Source organism: Streptomyces sp. CBMA29 (genome assembly GCF_014596445.1).
Taxonomy (GTDB): Bacteria; Actinomycetota; Actinomycetes; order Streptomycetales; family Streptomycetaceae; genus Actinacidiphila.
This window is the reverse complement of record NZ_MECL01000035.1, coordinates 109,441-127,173: the sequence shown is the minus strand read 5'-3', so window position 1 is coordinate 127,173 and position 17,733 is coordinate 109,441. Positions and strand designations below refer to the sequence as shown.

Sequence of the window (17,733 nt, the reverse complement as noted above, 5' to 3'; positions counted from 1 at the left end):
TCAGCGCCGGCCCTCGGCGTAGTCCTTGGCGTGGCCCAGGGTGGCCCGGCTGTTGGTGCTCAGCGCGTTCTGCACGAAGGCGCGCGCCTCCTCGACCCCGGCGTCCGGGCCGAGGATCTTGGTGATGTTCGCGGTGTTGATCACCACGGTGTGCTGGGAGGTGGCGGCGACGCCGTCGCCCTCCTCCTCGAACAGCCAGTAGCCGGTGTGCAGCGTCATCAGCGCGGGCACGGTGATCTGCTTGTAGACGATCCTGTTGTGCGGGAAGGTCACGCGCACCGACTTGGTGGTGTGCGAGGAGCCGTCCTTGGTGAGGGTGTCCATCTCCAGGATCTGAAGACCGGGCGTCTCCTCCTCCAGCGAGACCCGCGCCACGTGCGGCAGCCGCTCCTTCCAGAGCTGCGCCTCGTTGATGAAGTCGTAGACGTCCTTGGCCGATCCGTCGATGTGGACGGTGTCGGCGAAGGACAGCAGCAGTTCGTCGGCCGAGCCGACGACCAGCTCCACGTTGGTCTTCAGCGCTGCCAGCTCCGAGCGGCTGTTGCGGTCCACGGCCTCGTCGATCCAGGCGAGATCGTCCGGCTTGTCGTCGATGGCGCGGTAGTCGTGCAGCAGCCGCACCCGCGACTCGGTGTCGGACACCGGCTCGATCACCCAGGTGCCGCCCATCGCCGCAACCGGCGGCGCCGAGACCTCCTGGCGGAATTCGATCCGCAGCGCCCGCGGGTCCAGGACGCGGCGCGAAGTCCAGTTCTTGGCGGCGCCGTTGGCGGTGGCCCAGATACGGATGCGCTCTTCGTTCTCCGAGCGCTCCACATGGTCGACGAAAACGGTCGGCGGGAAGATCCGCGGCCAGTTCTCCACCTCCGCGATCAGCCGGTACACCGCGGCGGCCGGGGCGTTCACCGTGATCTCGTGCTCCACCTCGCGGTGGCCAGTCTGCGTCATTCTCGTTCCCCTCACGCGAGTCGGACGTCGTAGGACGGGGTCGGGGGCGGCGGATCAGAAGTTGCCGAGGCCGCCGCATACGTTGATGGCCTGCGCGGTGATCGACGCGGCGGTGTCGGTCGCCAGGTAGCCGACCAGGCCCGCGACCTCCTCGGGCGTGGAGTAGCGGCCGAGCGGGATCTTGGACTGGAACTTCTGGAGGATCTCGCCCTCGGTGGTCGAGTAGGCCGCCGCGTAGCCCTGCCGGACCCGCGCGGCCATCGGCGTCTCGACGTAGCCGGGGCAGACCGCGTTGACCGTGATGCCGGTCGGCGCCAGTTCGTTGCCCAGGGCCTTGGTGAAGCCGACGACGCCGTGCTTGGAGGCGGAGTACGGGGCGCCGAGCACCACGCCCTGCTTGCCCGCGGTGGAGGCGATGTTGATGATCCGGCCGCGGTCGCGGTACCGCATGCCGCCGGTGTTGAGCACCTCGCGCGTCATCAGGAAGACGCTGTTGAGGTTGGTGTTGACGACGTCGAACCACAGCTCGTCGTCGATGTCCGCGGTGACGCCGCCGCCGCTGCGGCCCGCGTTGTTGACCAGGACGTCGACCGGCCCGTACCGCTCCACGGCGGCGAGCACGAACGCCTTGATGTCGTCGCCCGACTTGACGTCGCAGGCGGTGCCGTCGACGTCCAGGCCCTCGTCCCGCAGTTCCTTGACGGTGACTTCCACGCTCTCGGGCGTCCGCGCGCAGATGAACACCTGGTGTCCCTGTGCGGCCAGCGCCCTGGTGACGGCGAGCCCGATTCCGCTGGTGGCCCCGGTGACGAGAGCGACCCGTTGTCCCTCTGCCGACATGACTGCTCCTCCGACTCGGTACCGCTCGGCTGCGTACATGTGCTGCGTTCAAGTGCGCTGTACGTGTGGGCTTTACGCGTGGGCTGTACGTGTGGGCTTTACGCGTGGGCTTTACGTGTGCGCTGTACGTATGGGCTGGTCGGCGCCGCCGCCGCGCCTCGGGAGCACGGCGGCGGCACCGGGTGGGGGGAGCGTCAGGCCGCTTGTTCCGCGGCGAGTTGCTCGTTGACGACGGCGAGCAGCGCCCGCGGCGTCTCGACGACGGTGATGGAGGTGTCCTCCAGCTCGATCCCGTGCTCGCGCTCGATCCGGCTGCCGGTCTCCAGCAGCGCCAGCGAGTCGTAGCCGAGGTCCTCGAAGGTCTGGTCGAGGATGTCGCCGTCCAGGTCGATGCCCTCGCTCTCGCCCGCGGCTTCCCGGAGGATGCGCTTGAGGTCGTCGATCGTGAGTTCCGGTCCGGCCATCTCGGTCCCTTCCTGAGGTGTGGCGACGGCGGTGCGCGGGCCCGTCACCGGACTGCTCCGCGCACGACCATCGCCGAGTTGAAGCCGCCGTAGCCCCTGGCCAGCACCAGCGCGGCGTTCACCGGCGCGGTCCTGGGCCGGTCGACCACCAGGTCGAGGTCGTACTCGGGGGCGGGGGCGACGTGGGTGGTGGGCGGGATGATCCCGTCCCTGATCGACAGCAGCGCGGCGGCCGTGTCGAGCGACGCGGCTCCTGAGTAGAGCCGTCCGGTCATCGTCTTGGGCGCGGTGACCGGCACGCCGCGCGGTCCGAAGACCGCGTTGACGGCGTCGGCCTCCGCGCGGTCCAGTTCGGGGACGGCCGCCGCGTCGGCGAAGACGACGTCGATGTCGGCCGCCGTCAGGCCCGCGTCGGCCAGCGCCGCCTCGACGGCCCGCCTGAGGCCGGGCTCCCTCCCGCTGCCGGGCCTGGGGTCGAAGGTCGAGGCGTATCCGGCGATCTCCCCGTAGACCTTGGCGCCGCGCTCCCGCGCGGACCCCGCGTCCTCCAGGATCAGCAACGCGCCGCCCTCGCCTGGCACATAGCCGTCGGCGTCCGCGGCGAAGGGCCGGTACGCCTTGTCCGGGTCGTCGCTGTCGGTGAGCCGTCCCGCGGCGACCTGCGCGATCCAGCCCCAGGGGCAGATCGAGCCGTCGACGCCGCCGGAGACGATCAGCCGGGTCCCTTTGCGGATCTGCCGCCTGGCCTGCGCGAGCGCGTCGAGGCCGCCCGCCTGGTCGGAGACGACGACCCCGCTGGGGCCCTGCATGCCGTTGCGGATGGAGATCTGGCCGGTGTTGACCGCGTAGAACCAGGCGAAGGACTGGTACGCGCTGACGTGCTGGCCGCCCTTGGACCACAGCTTCCGCAGTTCGTTCTGGCCGAATTCGAAACCGCCGGAGGAGCTGGCGGTGATGACGCCCATGTCGAACTGTTTCCACTCGTCGAGCTTGACGCCCGCGTCGGCCAGCGCCCAGTCGGCCGCGACCAGGGCGAGCCTGGTCATGTGGTCGGTCTGCGGGATCAGCCGGCTCGGCAGGTAGTCCGTGGCGACGAAGCCCGGTACCTCACCGGCGAGTTTGGCGGGGTATCCGGTGGCGTCGAACCGCTGGACGGGTCCGATGCCGTTCTTCCCCGCGAGGGTCGCGGCCCAGAACTCCTCGGTGCCCAGGCCGTTGGGCGCGGTGACGCCGATACCGGTGACGACGACGGACGTAACACCTTGTGCGGGAGCGGCCGTGCCTTCGGAAGTGGTCATGCCGCCCTCCGCAGCACCATCGCGCTCTGGAAGCCGCCGAAGCCGCTGCCGACGCTGAGCACGGCGTCGGTGGTCCACTCCCTGGCCTTCAGCGGTACGTAGTCCAGGTCGCACTGCGGGTCCGGCTCGTGCAGATTGGCCGTCGGCGGGACGAGATTGTTCTCGATGGCCAGCGCGGACGCGGCGATCTCGATCGAGCCGATCGCGCCGAGCGAGTGCCCGACCATCGACTTGATGGAGCTCATCGGCGTGCGGTAGGCGTGGTCGCCCAGCGTGCGCTTGACGGCGGCGGTCTCGTGGCGGTCGTTCTGCTTGGTGCCCGAGCCGTGCGCGTTGACGTAGTCGATCTCGTCGGGGTTCATCCGCGCCTCGTCCAGGGCCGTCCTGATGGCCTCGGCCATCTCCAGGCCCTCGGGCCGCAGACCCGTCATGTGGAAGGCGTTGGAGCGGGTGGCGTACCCGGCGATCTCGCAGTAGATGTGCGCGCCGCGCGCCTTGGCCGCCTCGTACTCCTCCAGCACGAACATCGCGGAACCCTCGCCGAGGACGAAGCCGTTGCGGGAGTTGTCGAACGGCCGCGAGGCGTGCTCGGGGTCGTCGTTGCGCGAGGTGGTGGCCTTGATGGCGTCGAAGCAGGCCACGGTGATCGGGGAGATCGGGGCGTCGGTGGCGCCCGCGATCATCACGTCGACGCTGCCTTCGCGGATCAGCTCGGTCGCGTAGCCCACCGAGTCCAGACCCGAGGTGCAGCCGGTGGAGACCACCGTCGCCGGGCCCTCGGCCCCGGTGGACCAGGCCACTTCGCTCGCGAAGGAGCTGGGCACGAAGAAGTCGTACAGATGCGGTACCGCGTACCGGTGGTCGTTGAGGTCGAGACGCCCGCCGTCACTGGTGACGCGGTACTCCTGGTCCAGGCCCATCGTCGCGCCGACGGCGCTGCCGACGGTCACCCCGGTCCGGTACGGGTCCAGGTCGGACATCTCCAGTCCGCTGCCCGCGAGCGCCTCCGCGGCCGTGACCACCGCGAACTGCGCGGCGCGGTCCATGCGGCGGATCTCCTGCGGGCTCAGTCCCAGTGCCTCCGGGTCGAAATCGACCTCGGCCGCGACACGGGAACGGAACGGGGCGGGATCAAAAAACGTGATGCCTCTGGTCGCGGTTCGGCCGTCGCTCAGCAGACTCCAGAAGTCCTTCACGCCGACACCCCCCGGCGCCACGACCCCAATGCCGGTTATCACCACTCGCCGTCCCATGTGGACGCCGCTCCCTTCGGAATTTCGTGAATTCTTGAGGACAGGCTCGAGATCAGGTCCGTCACTCGGACTTGGCCCAGTGATAGAAACGCGTGGCCATCGCGTCCTTCGGCGACTGCCAGGTCGCCGGGTCGTAGGCCTCGATGTGCGGCTTCAGGTCGGCGCTGACCTGCACAAAGAGCGGGTGGTCCTTGGTCTGTTCGATGGTCGTGTTACCGGCCTCGGTGTCGAAGTCCTGGAGGTGGAAATAGAGGCCGTTGTAGGAGAAGAGCTCCCGTCGGCGGGTGCCCATCAGATCGGGCATCCCGGTCTGGTCGAATTCCCCGAAGATCCGGGCCACGTCCTCCGCGGACTGCGGCAGCATGCGCGCGACTATCAACGTGCTGTGCATCGTTCGCTCCTGGTGATGGGAGTGATGGAGGGGTCGTCCGCTGGTCGTCGGAACAAGCCGTCGGAACAGGCCGCCGGAACAGGCCGTCGAAACCGGCCGCCGAAGCCCGTCGTCGAAACCCGTCGTCGAAACCGGACCCGGAAATCGGACCCGGAAACCGGCCGTCCTAGCGGGATCGTGCGGCAGATCGCTCGGCGCGGCGGCTGAAGCACGCGTGTGCGTCGGCCTCCGAGTAGTAGGTGCGGCCCGAGCCGTGCCTGCGGCGCCAGCTCTGCTCGCTGGCCAGCCGGTAGACGGTGCCGACCGGGGTGCTCCACAGCCGCGAGATGTCGGCGGCGGTGAGCCAGCGCTCGGCGACGGCGGGGGTGCCGGCGGCGGGGTCGGCGGCGGCGGCCCCTGTGCCCAGGGCCGTGTCCTCGGCGGGCATCAGGCGTCGCAGACGGGTGAGTTGGTGCCCGGCCCAGGTGTGCCGGGGCTGGGCGTCGCACTGCACGGCCGGGTGCGCGGCGGTCGCCCCGACGCGTACGACGGCGGACAGCCGCCCCTCGCAGCCGGGCTCGACGCAGTCGCCGAGCGCGATCCGGCGGACCTGTTCGGGGTGGGCGACGCGGCGGGCCCTGCTGACCAGCCGGGCCACCTCGCGGGTGGCCTCGGCGACGGCCGGGTGTCCGGCCAGCCAGTCGGCGTGCCGCAGCAGGAACACCGACAGGGTGCCGATGGACCGCTCGGGCGGTACGAGTCCGCGCTGCTGGGCGATCAGGCCGCTCCAGGAGCCGAGCACCCCGAGGATCGCGGCGCGCGTCTCGGCCGCCGCCGGGTTGAACGGCATGCCGGGCAGCGGTCCGCCGCTGGTGCGTTCGCGCAGCCCCTTGGCCGCGGCGCCGCCCAGCACCCGCTCGCAGTCCCGGTACAGCTCGGGGAGCATGCCGATGCCGGTGGTCAGCCGACGGTGGCAGGCGGCGCACAGCCGGTTCCCGCCGACCGGACGGCCGGGGCGCCGGCCCCCGTCGTGGGGCTCGGCCTGCCGCGTACCGCATTCGTGTCCTTCGCACCGCACGGCCACGCGGCTCATGCGGAGGACCCGGACCGTTCGAGCCCCAGACCGAGCCGGAATCCGACACCGCGGACGGTGACGATCCACTCCTTGGCGCCCAGCTTCGTGCGGAGGCTGCTGACATGGGTGTCGACGGTCCGCCGGGACCACGAGTCACCCCACACCTGCTGCATGAGCCGCTTCCGGGTGATGACGATGTCCGGGTGCGATGCCAGCAGGTAGAGCACGTCGAATTCCTTACGGGTCACCTCTATATGCCGTCCGCCGAGCCGCACTTCGCGCGATCCGGCGTCGATCCGCAGCGGTCCGCAGGAAATGACCCGCGCGGAGGCGGGTTCCGGGCGGGCGCGGCGCATGACCGCGTCCATCCGGGCCATCAACTCGCGGAAGCCGTACGGCTTGACGAGGTAGTCGTCGGCGCCGGCCTGGAGGCCGAGCACCCGGTCGAGTTCGGTGCCGCGCGCGGTGACGGCGATGACCGCCACGTCGCAGACCGACCGGATGCTCCGGCAGACCTCGAGTCCGTCCAGGTCGGGCAGGTCGAGGTCGAGCAGGACCAGGTCCGCGTCCTCGTACGTCTGGAGTGCCGCGCCGCCCGTGCCGACCGACGCGACCTCGTGTCCGTGCCGCCGCAACCCCCTGACCAGGGATTCGGCGTCGTCTGCATGAGGTTCCACCACAAGTACCCGCCAGCTCACGGACGGCCCCGGCACTCCCCGTACCGGCGATGCGGTACGTATCTCGGTGCGATTGACGTTTGCGGACGCACGTGGGGCTGGTATATGAGGCTTCAGAAGGTCTATCCGGCTCATGGGTCCGCCCTTTGTGACGCTCAGGTCCGACTGCGACCTGGGTCTGATCGGTTCCTTGGACTGTTTGCGAGCCTCCGGTCAACCTCCGGCCGCGAATGCGAGCGCATCGAGAGTCGAGGCACACTGCCGTGAATCGAATGTCGCGAACACCCGTGATGTCGGGGCGATCCGGCGGCACAGGCCGCCGAGTACCTTTCCGGGGCCGATCTCGATGAAGCGGCTCACGCCCGCGTCCGACATTCCGGCCACGGTCTCGGTCCAGCGGACCCGGCCGGTGAGCTGGCGTTTGAGCGCGGTACGCGCCTCGGCGGCGGTGGTGACCGGCGCCGCGGTGACGGACGAGAGCGTCTCGACCACCGGATCTCGGAATTCCACCGCGTCCAGGGCCGCCGCGAATTCGTCCTCGATCTCGCTCATGAGACTGCAATGGAAAGGCGCGCCGACTTCGAGGGGGACCGCCCGGCGCGCGCCGGCGTCCTTGGCCGCGGCCATCACCCACTGGACGGCTTCGGCCTGGCCCGAGACGACCGCCTGGGCCGGTTCGTTGTCGTTGGCGATCTCGACGATCTGGCCGGTGCCGGTGGCGGCCTGCGCGCAGAGGGCCTCGACGTCCCCGAGTGGCAGGCCGAGTACGGCCGCCATGGCGCCGGGCACGCGTGCGTTGACCGCGGCCATCAACTGGCCGCGCAGCCGTACGAGTCGGAGCGCGTCGGTCCAATCGAGGACGCCCGCGGCGACCAGCGCGGTGTATTCGCCGAGGCTGTGGCCCGCGACGATGTCGGGGACGAGACCGCGCGGACGCAGGCTCTGCCAGGTGCACAGGCTGGTCAGGAAGATCGCGGGCTGGGTGATCGAGGTGTCCCGGAGGACCTCGGCGGGTCCCTCCCAGCACAGCCGGGACAGTGGAAGGCCGAGGATCTCGTCCGCGGTGCGGTAGTAGGGGCCGACCAGATCCGGATGCTCTCCGGCGAGGTCGAGACCCATTCCCACCTTCTGCGAACCCTGGCCGGGGAAGACAAAACCGATCCTGTCCATGCGCCGCAGGCTCCTTTCGGCCTTTCGCGGTGCCGGTGGCGGGCGGTCGGAGACGGCGTGGCCGCCCATGACGAAGCCCCGCGGCGGCACAGCGCACGCGGGGCTCGGTGATCTGAGTGTGAGGGTGGCGTCCGGGGTCTCACTGCTGCCTGGATCCGGGCATACCTCGGCCGCCGGAAGTATCGTGACAGTCTCTGGCTGTCGATGTCAACTTCACTTGGCCAGCGCGCTGTTTGCGCAGTTCATCGACGGGTCGGGAGTATCCGGTCGCGAAAAATGGTTGCAGTACCCCTCGAATTTGCGTGACACCGATGAAGTCCGATGATCCTCATAGCATCGCCTCAACATCGAGCATTTCGGAACACTCCGGACCCGAATGACCATCTCGCCTGACGCTCTGTCAGATGGTGATTGTTCGCGGGTTCACGACGGCGTCACGCTAGCGTGTAGTCACATTTTACGCGGCGACATTCTCGTCAATGAGCCGCCGGTCAGAGCCGCGTGGAGCGTGATCGTCGCAGGTAGATCAGGTGTGGACGGCTCCTTCGTTTGCCTGTATCGTCGCCTGCCAAACGCGAACATCCGTATGCTGTAAGCCGTACATGACTCGGGAGCGGGGGTTCCGGATCGTTATGAACACGGATTTAACGCGACAGGCCCAACTGGACTCATCACGGCCACCACGGCGTTTCCGATCGCCGGTAACCTCGGTCTCGTGCCGGGGTGCTTCAGGCACGGTGGATGAGCCGTTCACCTCATGGCGCTGCGAGAGCGTTTCTCCAGGTCACCCTCGGGCGACCGGCGGGGATCCAGCTCTTCGAACGGTCCCGGGCACGGCGCGGCAGGCCCCGTCACGCGTGGCACGGACGACGACGTCCCGCTCCGGCGACACCACGGCACACGCGCGCCCCAAAACATCCCGCACAGGTGCGATCCGCTCACGACGCACGCCTCCATGATCCGGCGTGCCCCATGGGCCCCACTGGCCCGTGGAGCCCGCGAGCACCGCTGCTCGCGGTATATCCGGTCGGCCCGGCCCTCGCCGACCGTTCTGCACTGCGTTCAGCACTGCGTTGAGATGGTCCAGGCGTTCCACTGAGCAATTCCCTTGCGCCTGGAGTACGTCGACAGGTTCCGGATCCAGCGGTCGCCGCTGACGGGTGCGCCATTCCGTCGCCGGCAGCCGATGCACGGCCATGTTCCGACGGGACGTCGCTCACCTGCACCGACGACGACTTTCGGCATGTCCTGAACAGGGCGCACTCCCCTCGGTCATCGAGTCGATCGACGAGTTCGCACTGCGACAGCCACCTTCCGACATCATGACCAACGGGTGACCAAATGAATTCATCTCTCTGTGTGGGCCAAAAATGCGGCACCGTGCCGCACGGGTCGCGACCTCGTCGCACAGCGGCCCCGGGACTGCGTCTGTGCACCTCGTGCTACCACGATCTCAAGGCGAATCTGATGGAGCTGCCGGAGATCTACGACGACTGCGAGTCGGTGCTCCATCCGCGCCGCAATCCGACCCTGCAACGGGTCAGCGGCAGCAGGCAGTCGACCGGAATACGGCTGGACGAGGCGGCGATCACCGCCCGGTCCGGCATCGTCGGGTTCCTGGCCTCGTGGGCGGCGATGGTCGCCGAGGAGCGCGCGGTCCGCAAGCCGGTCCGCCGGCAGCCGGAGGAGATGGCCGACTTCCTCGTCGTCCACCTCAACTGGCTGCTCGCGCACCCGACCGCCGCGGACTTCGCTGAGGAGATCTCCGAGATCACGCACCGCGCGCGCCGGTCCGCCTACACGCAGCCCGCGTTGCGCATGGATCTCGGCCAGTGCATCCATTCCGGTTGCGGCGCGGCGATGACCACGGCGCCGTCGTCTCCGGACGGCCGGCGCACCCGAGAAGTGAGCTGCACCGCAGGACACAGTTGGCAGCCCCATCAATGGCTTCTGCTATCCCGGCAGATTCAGCAGACGCGGCAGTTCGCGCGCGGCACTGCGGGAGCGGCAGCACAATCCCAGCGCCCGGAGGACGCCGCATGAATCCGCCACCGCGCAATAGAAGTCGGCTTGTTCCGACCCAACTCGCCGCACTCGCCGCCGGAGTCTCCGAAGCGACGATCAGGAAATGGGCCAGCCGCGGCAAGATCACCCGCTACGGCAGTCCCGGACGCGCGCAATACGATCTGGACGAGCTGCTGGAACGTGTGGCCGCGAAAACCGAAGCGGCGGCTCTGAAAGAATCCACGTGAGCGCTTCGGGCCTCACGTAAAGGAATTGACAGAGGACGAAGAGCCCTGCCTGTCGTGCGGAGCTTTCTCTCGGGCAGGGTTTCCTCCTCGTTCTCCTTGTTCTCCTCGTTCTTCTCGTTCTTACCGTTCGGCCCTCATCGGTCCGGCCGCCGCTCGCGCCCTCTTACCAGAGAGTCGGGCCGCGCGACGCGATGTGACATCCGGTGCGGGAAGTGTGACGCGCGCCTCATTCGGCCGGCGGCGGCGGTCGCGCTGCCCGCGTGCGCCTTTAGCGCAGTCGGGGACCTTCCGCCAGCCCTCTCCCCTGTGTACATTTGTGCTCGATAGCTGCTCGTTTCGAGCAGGATCGCGCATCCGCACCGCGCGTCGCATCTCGCACGCCGTATCTCGCACACCGCACGAGGAGCCCCGATGTCCGCGTCCCTCACCACCACCGAGACCGCCTCCCAGCCCGAGTGCTGGCAGCGGGCGGCCGATCTCGCTCCCGCCGAGGCCGGAAAGCTGCCGCGCGACGGTGAGCGGGTGGCGGTGATCGGCTGCGGCACCTCCTGGTTCATGGCCCAGTCCTACGCGGCGCTGCGCGAACAGGGCGGCCACGGCGAGACCGACGCCTTCGCGGCCTCGGAGTTCCCGTTCGGCCGCGGTTACGACCGCGTGCTGACGATCACCCGCTCCGGCACCACCACCGAGGTGCTGCGGGCGAGCGAGCGCCTGCGTACGGCGGGCGTCGCGGTCACGGCGATCACCGCCGACCCGCACACCCCGGTGATGGAGGCCGCCGACGAGGTCGTGGTGCTGGACTTCGCCGACGAACAGTCGGTGGTGCAGACCCGGTTCGCCACCACCGCGCTCGCGCTGCTGCGCGCCCACCTCGGCCACGACCTGACCGCGGCAGTCGCCGACGCGCGGCTGGCGCTCGCCCAGGAACTGCCCACCACCGTCACGGCCGCCGAGCAGTTCACCTTCCTCGGCACCGGCTGGACCTACGGCCTGGCGCAGGAGGCCGCGCTGAAGATGCGCGAGGCCGCGGGCGCCTGGACCGAGAGCTACCCGGCGATGGAGTACCGGCACGGCCCGATCAGCATCACCGGCCCCGGCCGTGTGGTGTGGGCCTTCGGCGCCCTGCCCGAGGGCCTGGCCGACAACGTCGCGGGCGTCGGCGGCCTTCTTGAGGCCGGTTCCGCCGCCGCCGGCGACGGCGGTACGAGCGCGGTCGGCGGTACGGGCGCGGCCGTACTCGACCCGCTGGCCGACCTGGTGCGGGTCCAGCGGCTCGCGGTGGCCATCGCGGAGAACAAGGGGTACGACCCGGACCGGCCGCGGAATCTGACGCGTTCCGTCGTCCTGGCCTGACACCAACCCCCGTGCGGCGCTCCGCTGTTCGGCGGACCGCCGCCCGTACCCCCGCCCGCACCCGTGAAACCGGCACCGCCGTACGTACCCCGAGGAATCCCATGCCTGCCGTCGCCACCGCAGAACTCGTCACCGCCGCCCGGTCCGCGGGCCACGGGGTCGCCGCGTTCAATGTGATCACGCTGGAGCACGCGGAGGCGATCACCTCCGCCGCGCAGGCGGCCGGGCTGCCGGTGATCCTCCAGATCAGCGAGAACGCGGTGGCCTTCCACGGCGGCCGGGTCGAGCCGGTGCTGGCGGGGGCGGCGGCGGTCGCGCGGGGCGCGGCCGTGCCGGTCGCCCTGCACCTGGACCATGTGGAGAGCGAGGAGTTGCTGCGGGCGGGCGTGGCGGCCGGGGCGTCCTCGGTGATGTTCGACGCGTCGAAGCTGCCGTACGAGGAGAATCTCCGGGCCACCGCGCGGATGGTGGAGTGGGCGCACGGCCAGGGCGCCTGGGTCGAGGCCGAGTTGGGCGAGGTCGGCGGCAAGGACGGCGCCCACGCGCCCGGCGTGCGGACCGACCCGGCCGAGGCCGCCGCCTTCACCGCCGCGACCGGGGTGGACGCGCTCGCCGTCGCGGTCGGCAGTTCGCACGCGATGACCGACCGCTCCGCGCGCCTCGACCACGAACTGATAGCCGCGCTGCGCACGGCCGTACCCGTACCCCTGGTGCTGCACGGCTCGTCCGGTGTGCCCGACGACGAGCTGCGGCGGGCCGTCGCGGCCGGGATGGTGAAGGTCAACATCGGTACGGCGCTGAACATCGCCTTCACCGGGGCGGTACGGGACCACCTGGCGGCGGACCCGGCCGTCGTCGACCCGCGGCGCTATCTGCGGCCGGCCCGCGACGCGATGTCCGCCGTGGCGGAACACCTGTTGCGCGTCGTCGCGGGCCGTCCGGAGTGATCGGTAACGCCAGATCCCCAAGGGCTACTTGGGCATCAGCACCGTGTCGATGATCTGCACGGTGGCGTTGGCGGTGGTGACGTTGCCGCAGACCACGTTCGCCGTGTCGTTGACCTTGTACGCCTCGCCGGAGCCCGAGGTCGTCAGGGTGCCCTTCTCCAGCGTGGTGTAGGTGCCCTTGGACAGACCCTCGGGCGCCTTCACCGGCTCGCCGACCACGTGGTAGGTGAGGATCTTGGTGAGCATCGCCTTGTCGGCGAGGACCTTGTCGAGGTCGGCCTTCGGGATCTTCGCGAAGGCGTCGTTGGTCGGCGCGAAGACGGTGATGTTCTGGGCGTTGTTCAGGGTGTCGACAAGACCGGCCTTCTGGACGGCGGCGACCAGCGTCGACAGCGCCGGGTTGTGCGAGGCGGCGGTCGCCACCGGGTCCTTGGACATGCCGTCGAAGCTGCCCGCGCCGTCCTTGGGCACCGTGGCGCAGCCGGGCCCGAAGGGCGCGTCCATCGTCGAGGCGTCACTCGGAGCGTCGCTGGTGGGCGCCATCCCCGAATCGCTCGCCGAGGTGGACGGGCTCGCCGCCGCCGAGTCGTCCTTCTTGTTGTCGTCGCTCGAACAGGCGCTGAGGGCCAGCGGCAGTACGGCGGCGGCCGTCACGGCGACGGCGATGCGGCGGGCGCGGAGGTGGAACATGGTTTTTCTCCTCTATATGTGCGGTGTATACGAAATGTGCGTGCGGAAAAGTCATCGGTAGGGGGTGGTGGCCGGGGCGACGACGGGTCAGTCGACGCTGACCACAACCGAGTGCCAGCCGGTCGCACCGTTCGGGACGGTGCCGACGCGGTGGTCGGTCTGCGTGTAGCCGTCACGGTCCGTCGCGCGGACCTCCAGCGTGTGACTGCCGGGCGTGGCGTCCCACTCCCACAGCCACTGCCGCCAGGTGTCGGTGCTGTCCTCGTCCGCGAGCCGGGCGGTCTGCCACCGGCCGCCGTCGACCCGGACCTGCACCCGGTCGATGCCCCGGTGCTGCGCCCACGCCACTCCGGCCACCGGCACCCGGCCCGCCTTGGGGCTGGCGAACGGCTTCGGGGTGTCGATCCGCGACTCGGTCTTGATCGGCGCCTCGCGCGACCAGCTCCGCTTGACCCAGTAGGCGTCGTAGGAGTCGAAGGTGGTCAGTTCGAGCTCGTGCAGCCACTTGCAGGCCGACACATAGCCGTACAGGCCGGGCACCAGCATGCGGACGGGGAAGCCGTGCGCGAAGGGCAGCGGCTCGCCGTTCATGCCGAGCGCGAGCATCGCGTCGCGGCCGTCGAGCACGGTCTCCACCGGTGAGCCGATGGCCATGCCGTCCACCGAGTGCGCCACCAACTGGTCCGCCTTGCCACCGCGCGACGGGGGCCGGACCCCCGCCTCGCGCAGCAGATCGGCCAGCCGGACGCCGATCCAGCGGGCGTTGCCGACATACGGGCCGCCGACCTGGTTGGACACGCAGGTCAGCGTGATGTCCCGCTCGATCAGGTCGCGGCGCAGCAGGTCGTCGTAGGAGAGCGTCAACTCCTTGCCCACGCCCATGCCGTGGATGCGCAGCCGCCAGGTGGTGGCGTCGATCTTCGGGACGACGAGGGCGGTGTCGACGCGGTAGAACTTCGCGTTCGGCGTGGTGAATTCGCTCAGTCCGGGGATTCCCAGGTCCGCGCCGCGCGGGACGGCGGCGGCGCGGGAGGCCGGGGCGGGTAGCGCGATGGCCGCCCGTGAGGCCACCGCGACGGCACCGCGGCGGTTGTTGAGGGTGCGGCCCAGGGCTCCCGCACCCGCGGACGCGGCAGCCGTGGCGGCAGCGGCCAGGACGAAGCCACGGCGGTCGAACGCGGGGCGGGAGGTGGGCCCAGCCTCTGCGGCGGGCGTTTCCGTCCGCGGCAGAGGGGTCTCGACGGTGTCCTCGTCGTCCTCCGTGGTGTGCTCCACGGGGGACGGGGAGGTCGGGTCGGTCAGGGTGGTCGGGTCGGTCGGCGTCTGCGGGACGGGCGCGGTGGCCTGTTCCGGCAGGCGCGCGGCCGGTGTGGTGCGGAGCGTGAGACGCTCCGTCAGCAGCCACAGCGCCGCCGCTCCGAGCAGCGCGCCGACGATCGACGGCAGCGCGTCCAGGCGGTGGTAATCGGGACGGCTCCAGGCGGCGACCGCCCCGATGACGCCGAAGGCCAGCACGCCCGCGCAGCCCGTGCGCCGGAAGCGCAGCGCGAACACGCCGAGCGCGAAGGCGAAGAGGGCCAGGATCGCGACGATGCCCAGTTGCAGCACCAGCTTGTCGTTGGTGCCGAAGTTCCGTACCGCGTAGTCCTTCAGGGACACCGGTGTGCGGTCGATGACCGCGCCGCCGACCGCCGTCACCGGACTGGCCTCGGGACGGGCGGCCACGGCGACGAGTTCGGCGAAACCGAGTGACACGGCCGCGGCCAACAGCCCGCTCAGCGCCCCGAGTACGACCCTCAGCAGCCGGCCGACAGCACTCGGGCCATGTGGCTGATGAGGCTCCAGCACACTGCCGGGGCTGATGGTCTCCTGGTCGGTCACATCCCGCATTCGTGGCTGTGCGCTCAGCGGATTGGTACGGGATTCCGCGTTCCCCTGAGCGACGGGCTCCGCCGCAGGTGGGGACCGTGAAGATCACCGCCGGAACGTTCCGCTCCCGCACCAATCCGCGGCGGGGGCGGCCACGAATGATCAGTGAGGGCGCACCGGTGCCGGTCGCCGTACCGGCCGCGCCGGACACCGACCGGGCACGGGGCGTCACCGGGCACCACGGGGTGTCACCGGACATCGAGCACTGACCGAGGGGATCGCATGACGGCCGAACGACGTCGGATCGCGGTGATAGGCAGCGGAGTGGCGGGCCTTACCGCCGCCCACGTGCTGCACCGCGCGAGTGACGTGTCCCTGTACGAGGCGGACGACCGGCTCGGCGGGCACGCGGACACCCACGACGTGGCCGACACCGACGGCCGGTCCCTGAGCGTCGACACCGGCTTCATCGTGCACAACGCCCGCACCTACCCGAACCTGCTGCGGCTGCTGCGCGAGCTGGACGTCGCCACGCAGGAGTCCGAGATGAGCATGTCGGTGCGGTGCGAGGGCTGCGGCCTGGAGTACGCAGGGGCCCGCGGACCGCGCGGGCTCTTCGCACAGCCGCGCAACGCGCTGCGCGGCCGGTATCTGCGGATGCTGACCGAGGTCACGGCCTTCCACCGCGGGGCGCGCCGCCTGCTCGCGGAGAGCGGCTCGGATACGGGCTCGGATACGGGCTCGGGTGCGGGTGCTGCCGCGGATACGGGCTCGGATACGGGTGCTGACACGGATACGGGCTCGGATACGGGTGCTGACGGGGGTGCGGGTGCTGCCGCCACCGACCGCACGCTGCGGGAATTCCTCGCGGACGGCCGCTACTCCCCCTATTTCGTCCAGCACTTCATGACCCCGCTGGTCTCCGCCGTCTGGTCCTGCTCCCCCGCGACCGCGCTGGACTTCCCGGCCCGCTACCTCTTCCGCTTCCTCGACCACCACGGACTGCTCAGCGTCGGCGACTCCCCCACCTGGCGCACGATCACCGGCGGCTCCCGTACGTACGTCGAGCGGGTGGGCAAGGAGGTGTCCGCCGTGCACACCTCCAGCCGGGTGACGGCGCTGCGCCGCGTCCCCGGCGGCGCCGAGGTCACCGTCGAGGACGGCACCACCGAGCGCTACGACGCGGTGGTCGTCGCCGTCCACCCGCACCAGGCGCTGGGCCTGCTCGCCGAGCCCACCGCGGCCGAGCGCGAGGTGCTGGGCGCGATCCCGTACACCGTCAATCCCGCGCTGCTGCACACCGACACCGGCGTGCTGCCGCGCGCGTCCGGCGCCCGCGCGTCGTGGAACTACCTGATGCCGTCCTGCGCCTCGGACGCCGGCGCCGTCCTGGTCAGCTACGACATGAACCGCCTCCAGCGGCTGGACGGCGCCGACACCTATGTGGTGACGCTCAACGGCGCCGACCGGGTCGATCCCTCCGCCGTACGGGACCGGATGGCGTACGAACACCCGCAGTACACGCCGGAGTCGGTGGCCGCGCAGCGACGGCTGCCCGAACTGAACGGGCCGGTGGTCGCCTACGCGGGCGCGTACCACGGCTGGGGTTTCCACGAGGACGGCTGCGCCTCCGGGGTGGCGGCGGCGCGCGCGCTGGGGGTGGAGTGGTCATGACGGCTCCGGTCCCTGACGGCGCGACGCACGACCCGGCGGAGGCGGAGGCAGTGGCGGAAGTGGTGGCGGAGGCTGCGGCGCCTTCGCTGTACGACTGTCGGATCGCCCACGCCCGTAACCGCCCCGTGCGGCACTCCTTCCGTATGCGGACCTATATGTGGCTGGTCGACCTGGACCACATGCCGCGGCTGCCGCTCCCGCTGCGCCCGCTGGCCGGTTTCCGGGCGCGGGACCACTTCGGCGGTACGGCGCCCTCGGTCAGGGCAGGGCTCGACCGGTTTCTCGCCGCGCAGGGGGCGGCCCCGGCGGACGGCCGCGTGCTGATGCTCACGCACGCCCGTGTCCTCGGCCATGTCTTCAACCCGCTGACCCTGTACTGGTGCCACGCGCGTGACGGCACGCCCCGCCATGTGGTCGCGGAGGTCCACAACACCTATGGCGAGCGGCACTGCTATCTGCTGGCGCCGGACGCCGAGGGCCGTGCCTCGACCGCCAAGGAGCTGTACGTCTCCCCGTTCTTCCCCGTGGAGGGCGGCTACCGCATGCGGGTGCCGGAGCCGGGCAGCCGTCTTTCCGTGACAGTCCATCTGGAACTGGACGGAAAACGCCCCTTCACCGCGACCGTGAGCGGCGACCGCCGCCCGGCCACCACGGCCGGACTGCTGCGGGCCGCTGTACGCCATCCGTGGTCGACGCTCCTCGTCTCCGCCGGGATCAGATTCCACGGTGTTCTGCTGTATCTGCGCGGCCTGCCCGTAAGGCCGCGGCCCAGCCATCACGTTCAGGAGGGAATGCGGTGACCGTGTCATCCACTCCGGCCGCCCCGGTTACTACCGGGGCCGCCATCTCGCCC

Annotated in this window: 18 protein-coding genes; 7 read left to right on the top strand and 11 right to left on the bottom strand. The window is 70.4% G+C overall.

Translation table 11 applies throughout. The annotated features are described in order from the left end of the window. The 9 genes from BGM09_RS05940 to fabD all read right to left on the bottom strand — a co-directional run bounded on the left by BGM09_RS05940 (position 1) and on the right by fabD (position 8,095). Complete coding sequence (locus BGM09_RS05940) at positions 1-948, bottom strand: aromatase/cyclase (protein WP_188280346.1); 948 nt, start codon at positions 946-948, stop codon at positions 1-3. Between the two features lie 54 nt (positions 949-1,002). Then, positions 1,003-1,788, bottom strand: coding sequence for a 3-oxoacyl-ACP reductase FabG (gene fabG / locus BGM09_RS05935; RefSeq protein ID WP_188280345.1), 786 nt, complete (start codon positions 1,786-1,788; stop codon positions 1,003-1,005). 194 nt (positions 1,789-1,982) lie between these two features. Then, complete coding sequence (locus BGM09_RS05930) at positions 1,983-2,252, bottom strand: acyl carrier protein (RefSeq protein ID WP_188280344.1); 270 nt, start codon at positions 2,250-2,252, stop codon at positions 1,983-1,985. Positions 2,253-2,296: 44 nt separating this feature from the next. Next, a complete protein-coding gene (locus tag BGM09_RS05925) occupies positions 2,297-3,550 on the bottom strand; it encodes a ketosynthase chain-length factor (RefSeq protein ID WP_188280343.1) in 1,254 nt (417 codons plus the stop codon). Next, positions 3,547-4,803, bottom strand: a complete 1,257-nt coding sequence (locus BGM09_RS05920) for a beta-ketoacyl-[acyl-carrier-protein] synthase family protein (RefSeq protein WP_188280342.1) — start codon at positions 4,801-4,803, stop codon at positions 3,547-3,549. The genes BGM09_RS05925 and BGM09_RS05920 overlap by 4 nt, the downstream gene beginning before the upstream one ends. Positions 4,804-4,864: 61 nt before the next feature. Continuing rightward, positions 4,865-5,194, bottom strand: coding sequence for a TcmI family type II polyketide cyclase (locus BGM09_RS05915; RefSeq protein ID WP_188280341.1), 330 nt, complete (start codon positions 5,192-5,194; stop codon positions 4,865-4,867). A 166-nt stretch (positions 5,195-5,360) separates the two neighbouring features. Beyond that, positions 5,361-6,266 (bottom strand): hypothetical protein, encoded by a 906-nt coding sequence (locus BGM09_RS05910; protein WP_188280340.1) that lies wholly within the window; start codon positions 6,264-6,266, stop codon positions 5,361-5,363. Continuing rightward, positions 6,263-7,060 carry a response regulator transcription factor gene (locus BGM09_RS05905; RefSeq protein ID WP_188280339.1) on the bottom strand — a complete coding sequence of 266 codons (798 nt, stop codon included), beginning with the start codon at positions 7,058-7,060 and terminating at the stop codon, positions 6,263-6,265. Before BGM09_RS05905 ends, BGM09_RS05910 begins: the two co-directional genes overlap by 4 nt. Positions 7,061-7,138: 78 nt before the next feature. Beyond that, complete coding sequence (gene fabD / locus BGM09_RS05900) at positions 7,139-8,095, bottom strand: ACP S-malonyltransferase (protein ID WP_188280338.1); 957 nt, start codon at positions 8,093-8,095, stop codon at positions 7,139-7,141. 1,467 nt (positions 8,096-9,562) lie between these two features. Here fabD and BGM09_RS05895 point away from each other — a divergent pair. The 4 genes from BGM09_RS05895 to BGM09_RS05880 all read left to right on the top strand — a co-directional run bounded on the left by BGM09_RS05895 (position 9,563) and on the right by BGM09_RS05880 (position 12,647). Next, a complete protein-coding gene (locus BGM09_RS05895; protein WP_188280337.1) occupies positions 9,563-10,138 on the top strand; it encodes a hypothetical protein in 576 nt (191 codons plus the stop codon). Beyond that, positions 10,135-10,347: a MerR family transcriptional regulator gene (locus BGM09_RS05890; RefSeq protein WP_188280336.1), complete on the top strand. Its 213-nt coding sequence runs from the start codon at positions 10,135-10,137 to the stop codon at positions 10,345-10,347. The genes BGM09_RS05895 and BGM09_RS05890 overlap by 4 nt, the downstream gene beginning before the upstream one ends. A 411-nt stretch (positions 10,348-10,758) precedes the next feature. Further along, positions 10,759-11,700 carry an SIS domain-containing protein gene (locus BGM09_RS05885; protein WP_188280335.1) on the top strand — a complete coding sequence of 314 codons (942 nt, stop codon included), beginning with the start codon at positions 10,759-10,761 and terminating at the stop codon, positions 11,698-11,700. 101 nt (positions 11,701-11,801) lie between these two features. Next, on the top strand, positions 11,802-12,647 hold the full coding sequence (locus BGM09_RS05880) for a ketose-bisphosphate aldolase (protein ID WP_188280334.1): 846 nt from the start codon (positions 11,802-11,804) through the stop codon (positions 12,645-12,647). Positions 12,648-12,671: 24 nt separating this feature from the next. Here the strand turns inward: BGM09_RS05880 and BGM09_RS05875 are convergent, their stop codons facing one another. Next, the gene (locus tag BGM09_RS05875) at positions 12,672-13,337 is read right to left on the bottom strand and encodes a fasciclin domain-containing protein (protein ID WP_188280333.1); all 666 of its coding nucleotides are present in this window, start codon (positions 13,335-13,337) and stop codon (positions 12,672-12,674) included. Positions 13,338-13,424: 87 nt separating this feature from the next. After that, positions 13,425-15,227 (bottom strand): molybdopterin-dependent oxidoreductase, encoded by a 1,803-nt coding sequence (locus BGM09_RS05870; RefSeq protein WP_188280332.1) that lies wholly within the window; start codon positions 15,225-15,227, stop codon positions 13,425-13,427. Positions 15,228-15,304: 77 nt separating this feature from the next. On the opposite strand from BGM09_RS05870, the gene BGM09_RS05865 reads away from it, so the two are divergent. From BGM09_RS05865 to BGM09_RS05855, 3 genes are read left to right on the top strand one after another with little or no spacing between them, the layout of a single operon-like run. Beyond that, entirely contained in the window at positions 15,305-15,475 is a 171-nt protein-coding gene (locus BGM09_RS05865) for a hypothetical protein (protein ID WP_188280331.1), read from the top strand. Positions 15,476-15,488: 13 nt separating this feature from the next. Further along, positions 15,489-16,880 carry an NAD(P)/FAD-dependent oxidoreductase gene (locus BGM09_RS05860; RefSeq protein ID WP_188280330.1) on the top strand — a complete coding sequence of 464 codons (1,392 nt, stop codon included), beginning with the start codon at positions 15,489-15,491 and terminating at the stop codon, positions 16,878-16,880. Continuing rightward, positions 16,877-17,680: a DUF1365 domain-containing protein gene (locus BGM09_RS05855; RefSeq protein ID WP_188280329.1), complete on the top strand. Its 804-nt coding sequence runs from the start codon at positions 16,877-16,879 to the stop codon at positions 17,678-17,680. Before BGM09_RS05860 ends, BGM09_RS05855 begins: the two co-directional genes overlap by 4 nt. The last annotated feature ends 53 nt before the right edge of the window (positions 17,681-17,733 follow it).

Bases quoted from the DNA above. Each gene is read 5' to 3' on its own strand.
- BGM09_RS05860 (WP_188280330.1), top strand. From the start codon at position 15,489: ATGACGGCCGAACGACGTCGGATCGCGGTGATAGGCAGCGGAGTGGCG.
- BGM09_RS05890 (WP_188280336.1), top strand. From the start codon at position 10,135: ATGAATCCGCCACCGCGCAATAGAAGTCGGCTTGTTCCGACCCAACTC.
- BGM09_RS05910 (WP_188280340.1), bottom strand. From the start codon at position 6,266: ATGAGCCGCGTGGCCGTGCGGTGCGAAGGACACGAATGCGGTACGCGG.
- fabG (WP_188280345.1), bottom strand. From the start codon at position 1,788: ATGTCGGCAGAGGGACAACGGGTCGCTCTCGTCACCGGGGCCACCAGC.
- BGM09_RS05930 (WP_188280344.1), bottom strand. From the start codon at position 2,252: ATGGCCGGACCGGAACTCACGATCGACGACCTCAAGCGCATCCTCCGG.
- BGM09_RS05915 (WP_188280341.1), bottom strand. From the start codon at position 5,194: ATGCACAGCACGTTGATAGTCGCGCGCATGCTGCCGCAGTCCGCGGAG.
- BGM09_RS05885 (WP_188280335.1), top strand. From the start codon at position 10,759: ATGTCCGCGTCCCTCACCACCACCGAGACCGCCTCCCAGCCCGAGTGC.
- BGM09_RS05895 (WP_188280337.1), top strand. From the start codon at position 9,563: ATGGAGCTGCCGGAGATCTACGACGACTGCGAGTCGGTGCTCCATCCG.
- BGM09_RS05870 (WP_188280332.1), bottom strand. From the start codon at position 15,227: ATGCGGGATGTGACCGACCAGGAGACCATCAGCCCCGGCAGTGTGCTG.
- BGM09_RS05940 (WP_188280346.1), bottom strand. From the start codon at position 948: ATGACGCAGACTGGCCACCGCGAGGTGGAGCACGAGATCACGGTGAAC.
- BGM09_RS05855 (WP_188280329.1), top strand. From the start codon at position 16,877: ATGACGGCTCCGGTCCCTGACGGCGCGACGCACGACCCGGCGGAGGCG.
- BGM09_RS05875 (WP_188280333.1), bottom strand. From the start codon at position 13,337: ATGTTCCACCTCCGCGCCCGCCGCATCGCCGTCGCCGTGACGGCCGCC.
- BGM09_RS05880 (WP_188280334.1), top strand. From the start codon at position 11,802: ATGCCTGCCGTCGCCACCGCAGAACTCGTCACCGCCGCCCGGTCCGCG.
- BGM09_RS05920 (WP_188280342.1), bottom strand. From the start codon at position 4,803: ATGGGACGGCGAGTGGTGATAACCGGCATTGGGGTCGTGGCGCCGGGG.
- BGM09_RS05905 (WP_188280339.1), bottom strand. From the start codon at position 7,060: ATGAGCCGGATAGACCTTCTGAAGCCTCATATACCAGCCCCACGTGCG.
- BGM09_RS05925 (WP_188280343.1), bottom strand. From the start codon at position 3,550: ATGACCACTTCCGAAGGCACGGCCGCTCCCGCACAAGGTGTTACGTCC.
- fabD (WP_188280338.1), bottom strand. From the start codon at position 8,095: ATGGACAGGATCGGTTTTGTCTTCCCCGGCCAGGGTTCGCAGAAGGTG.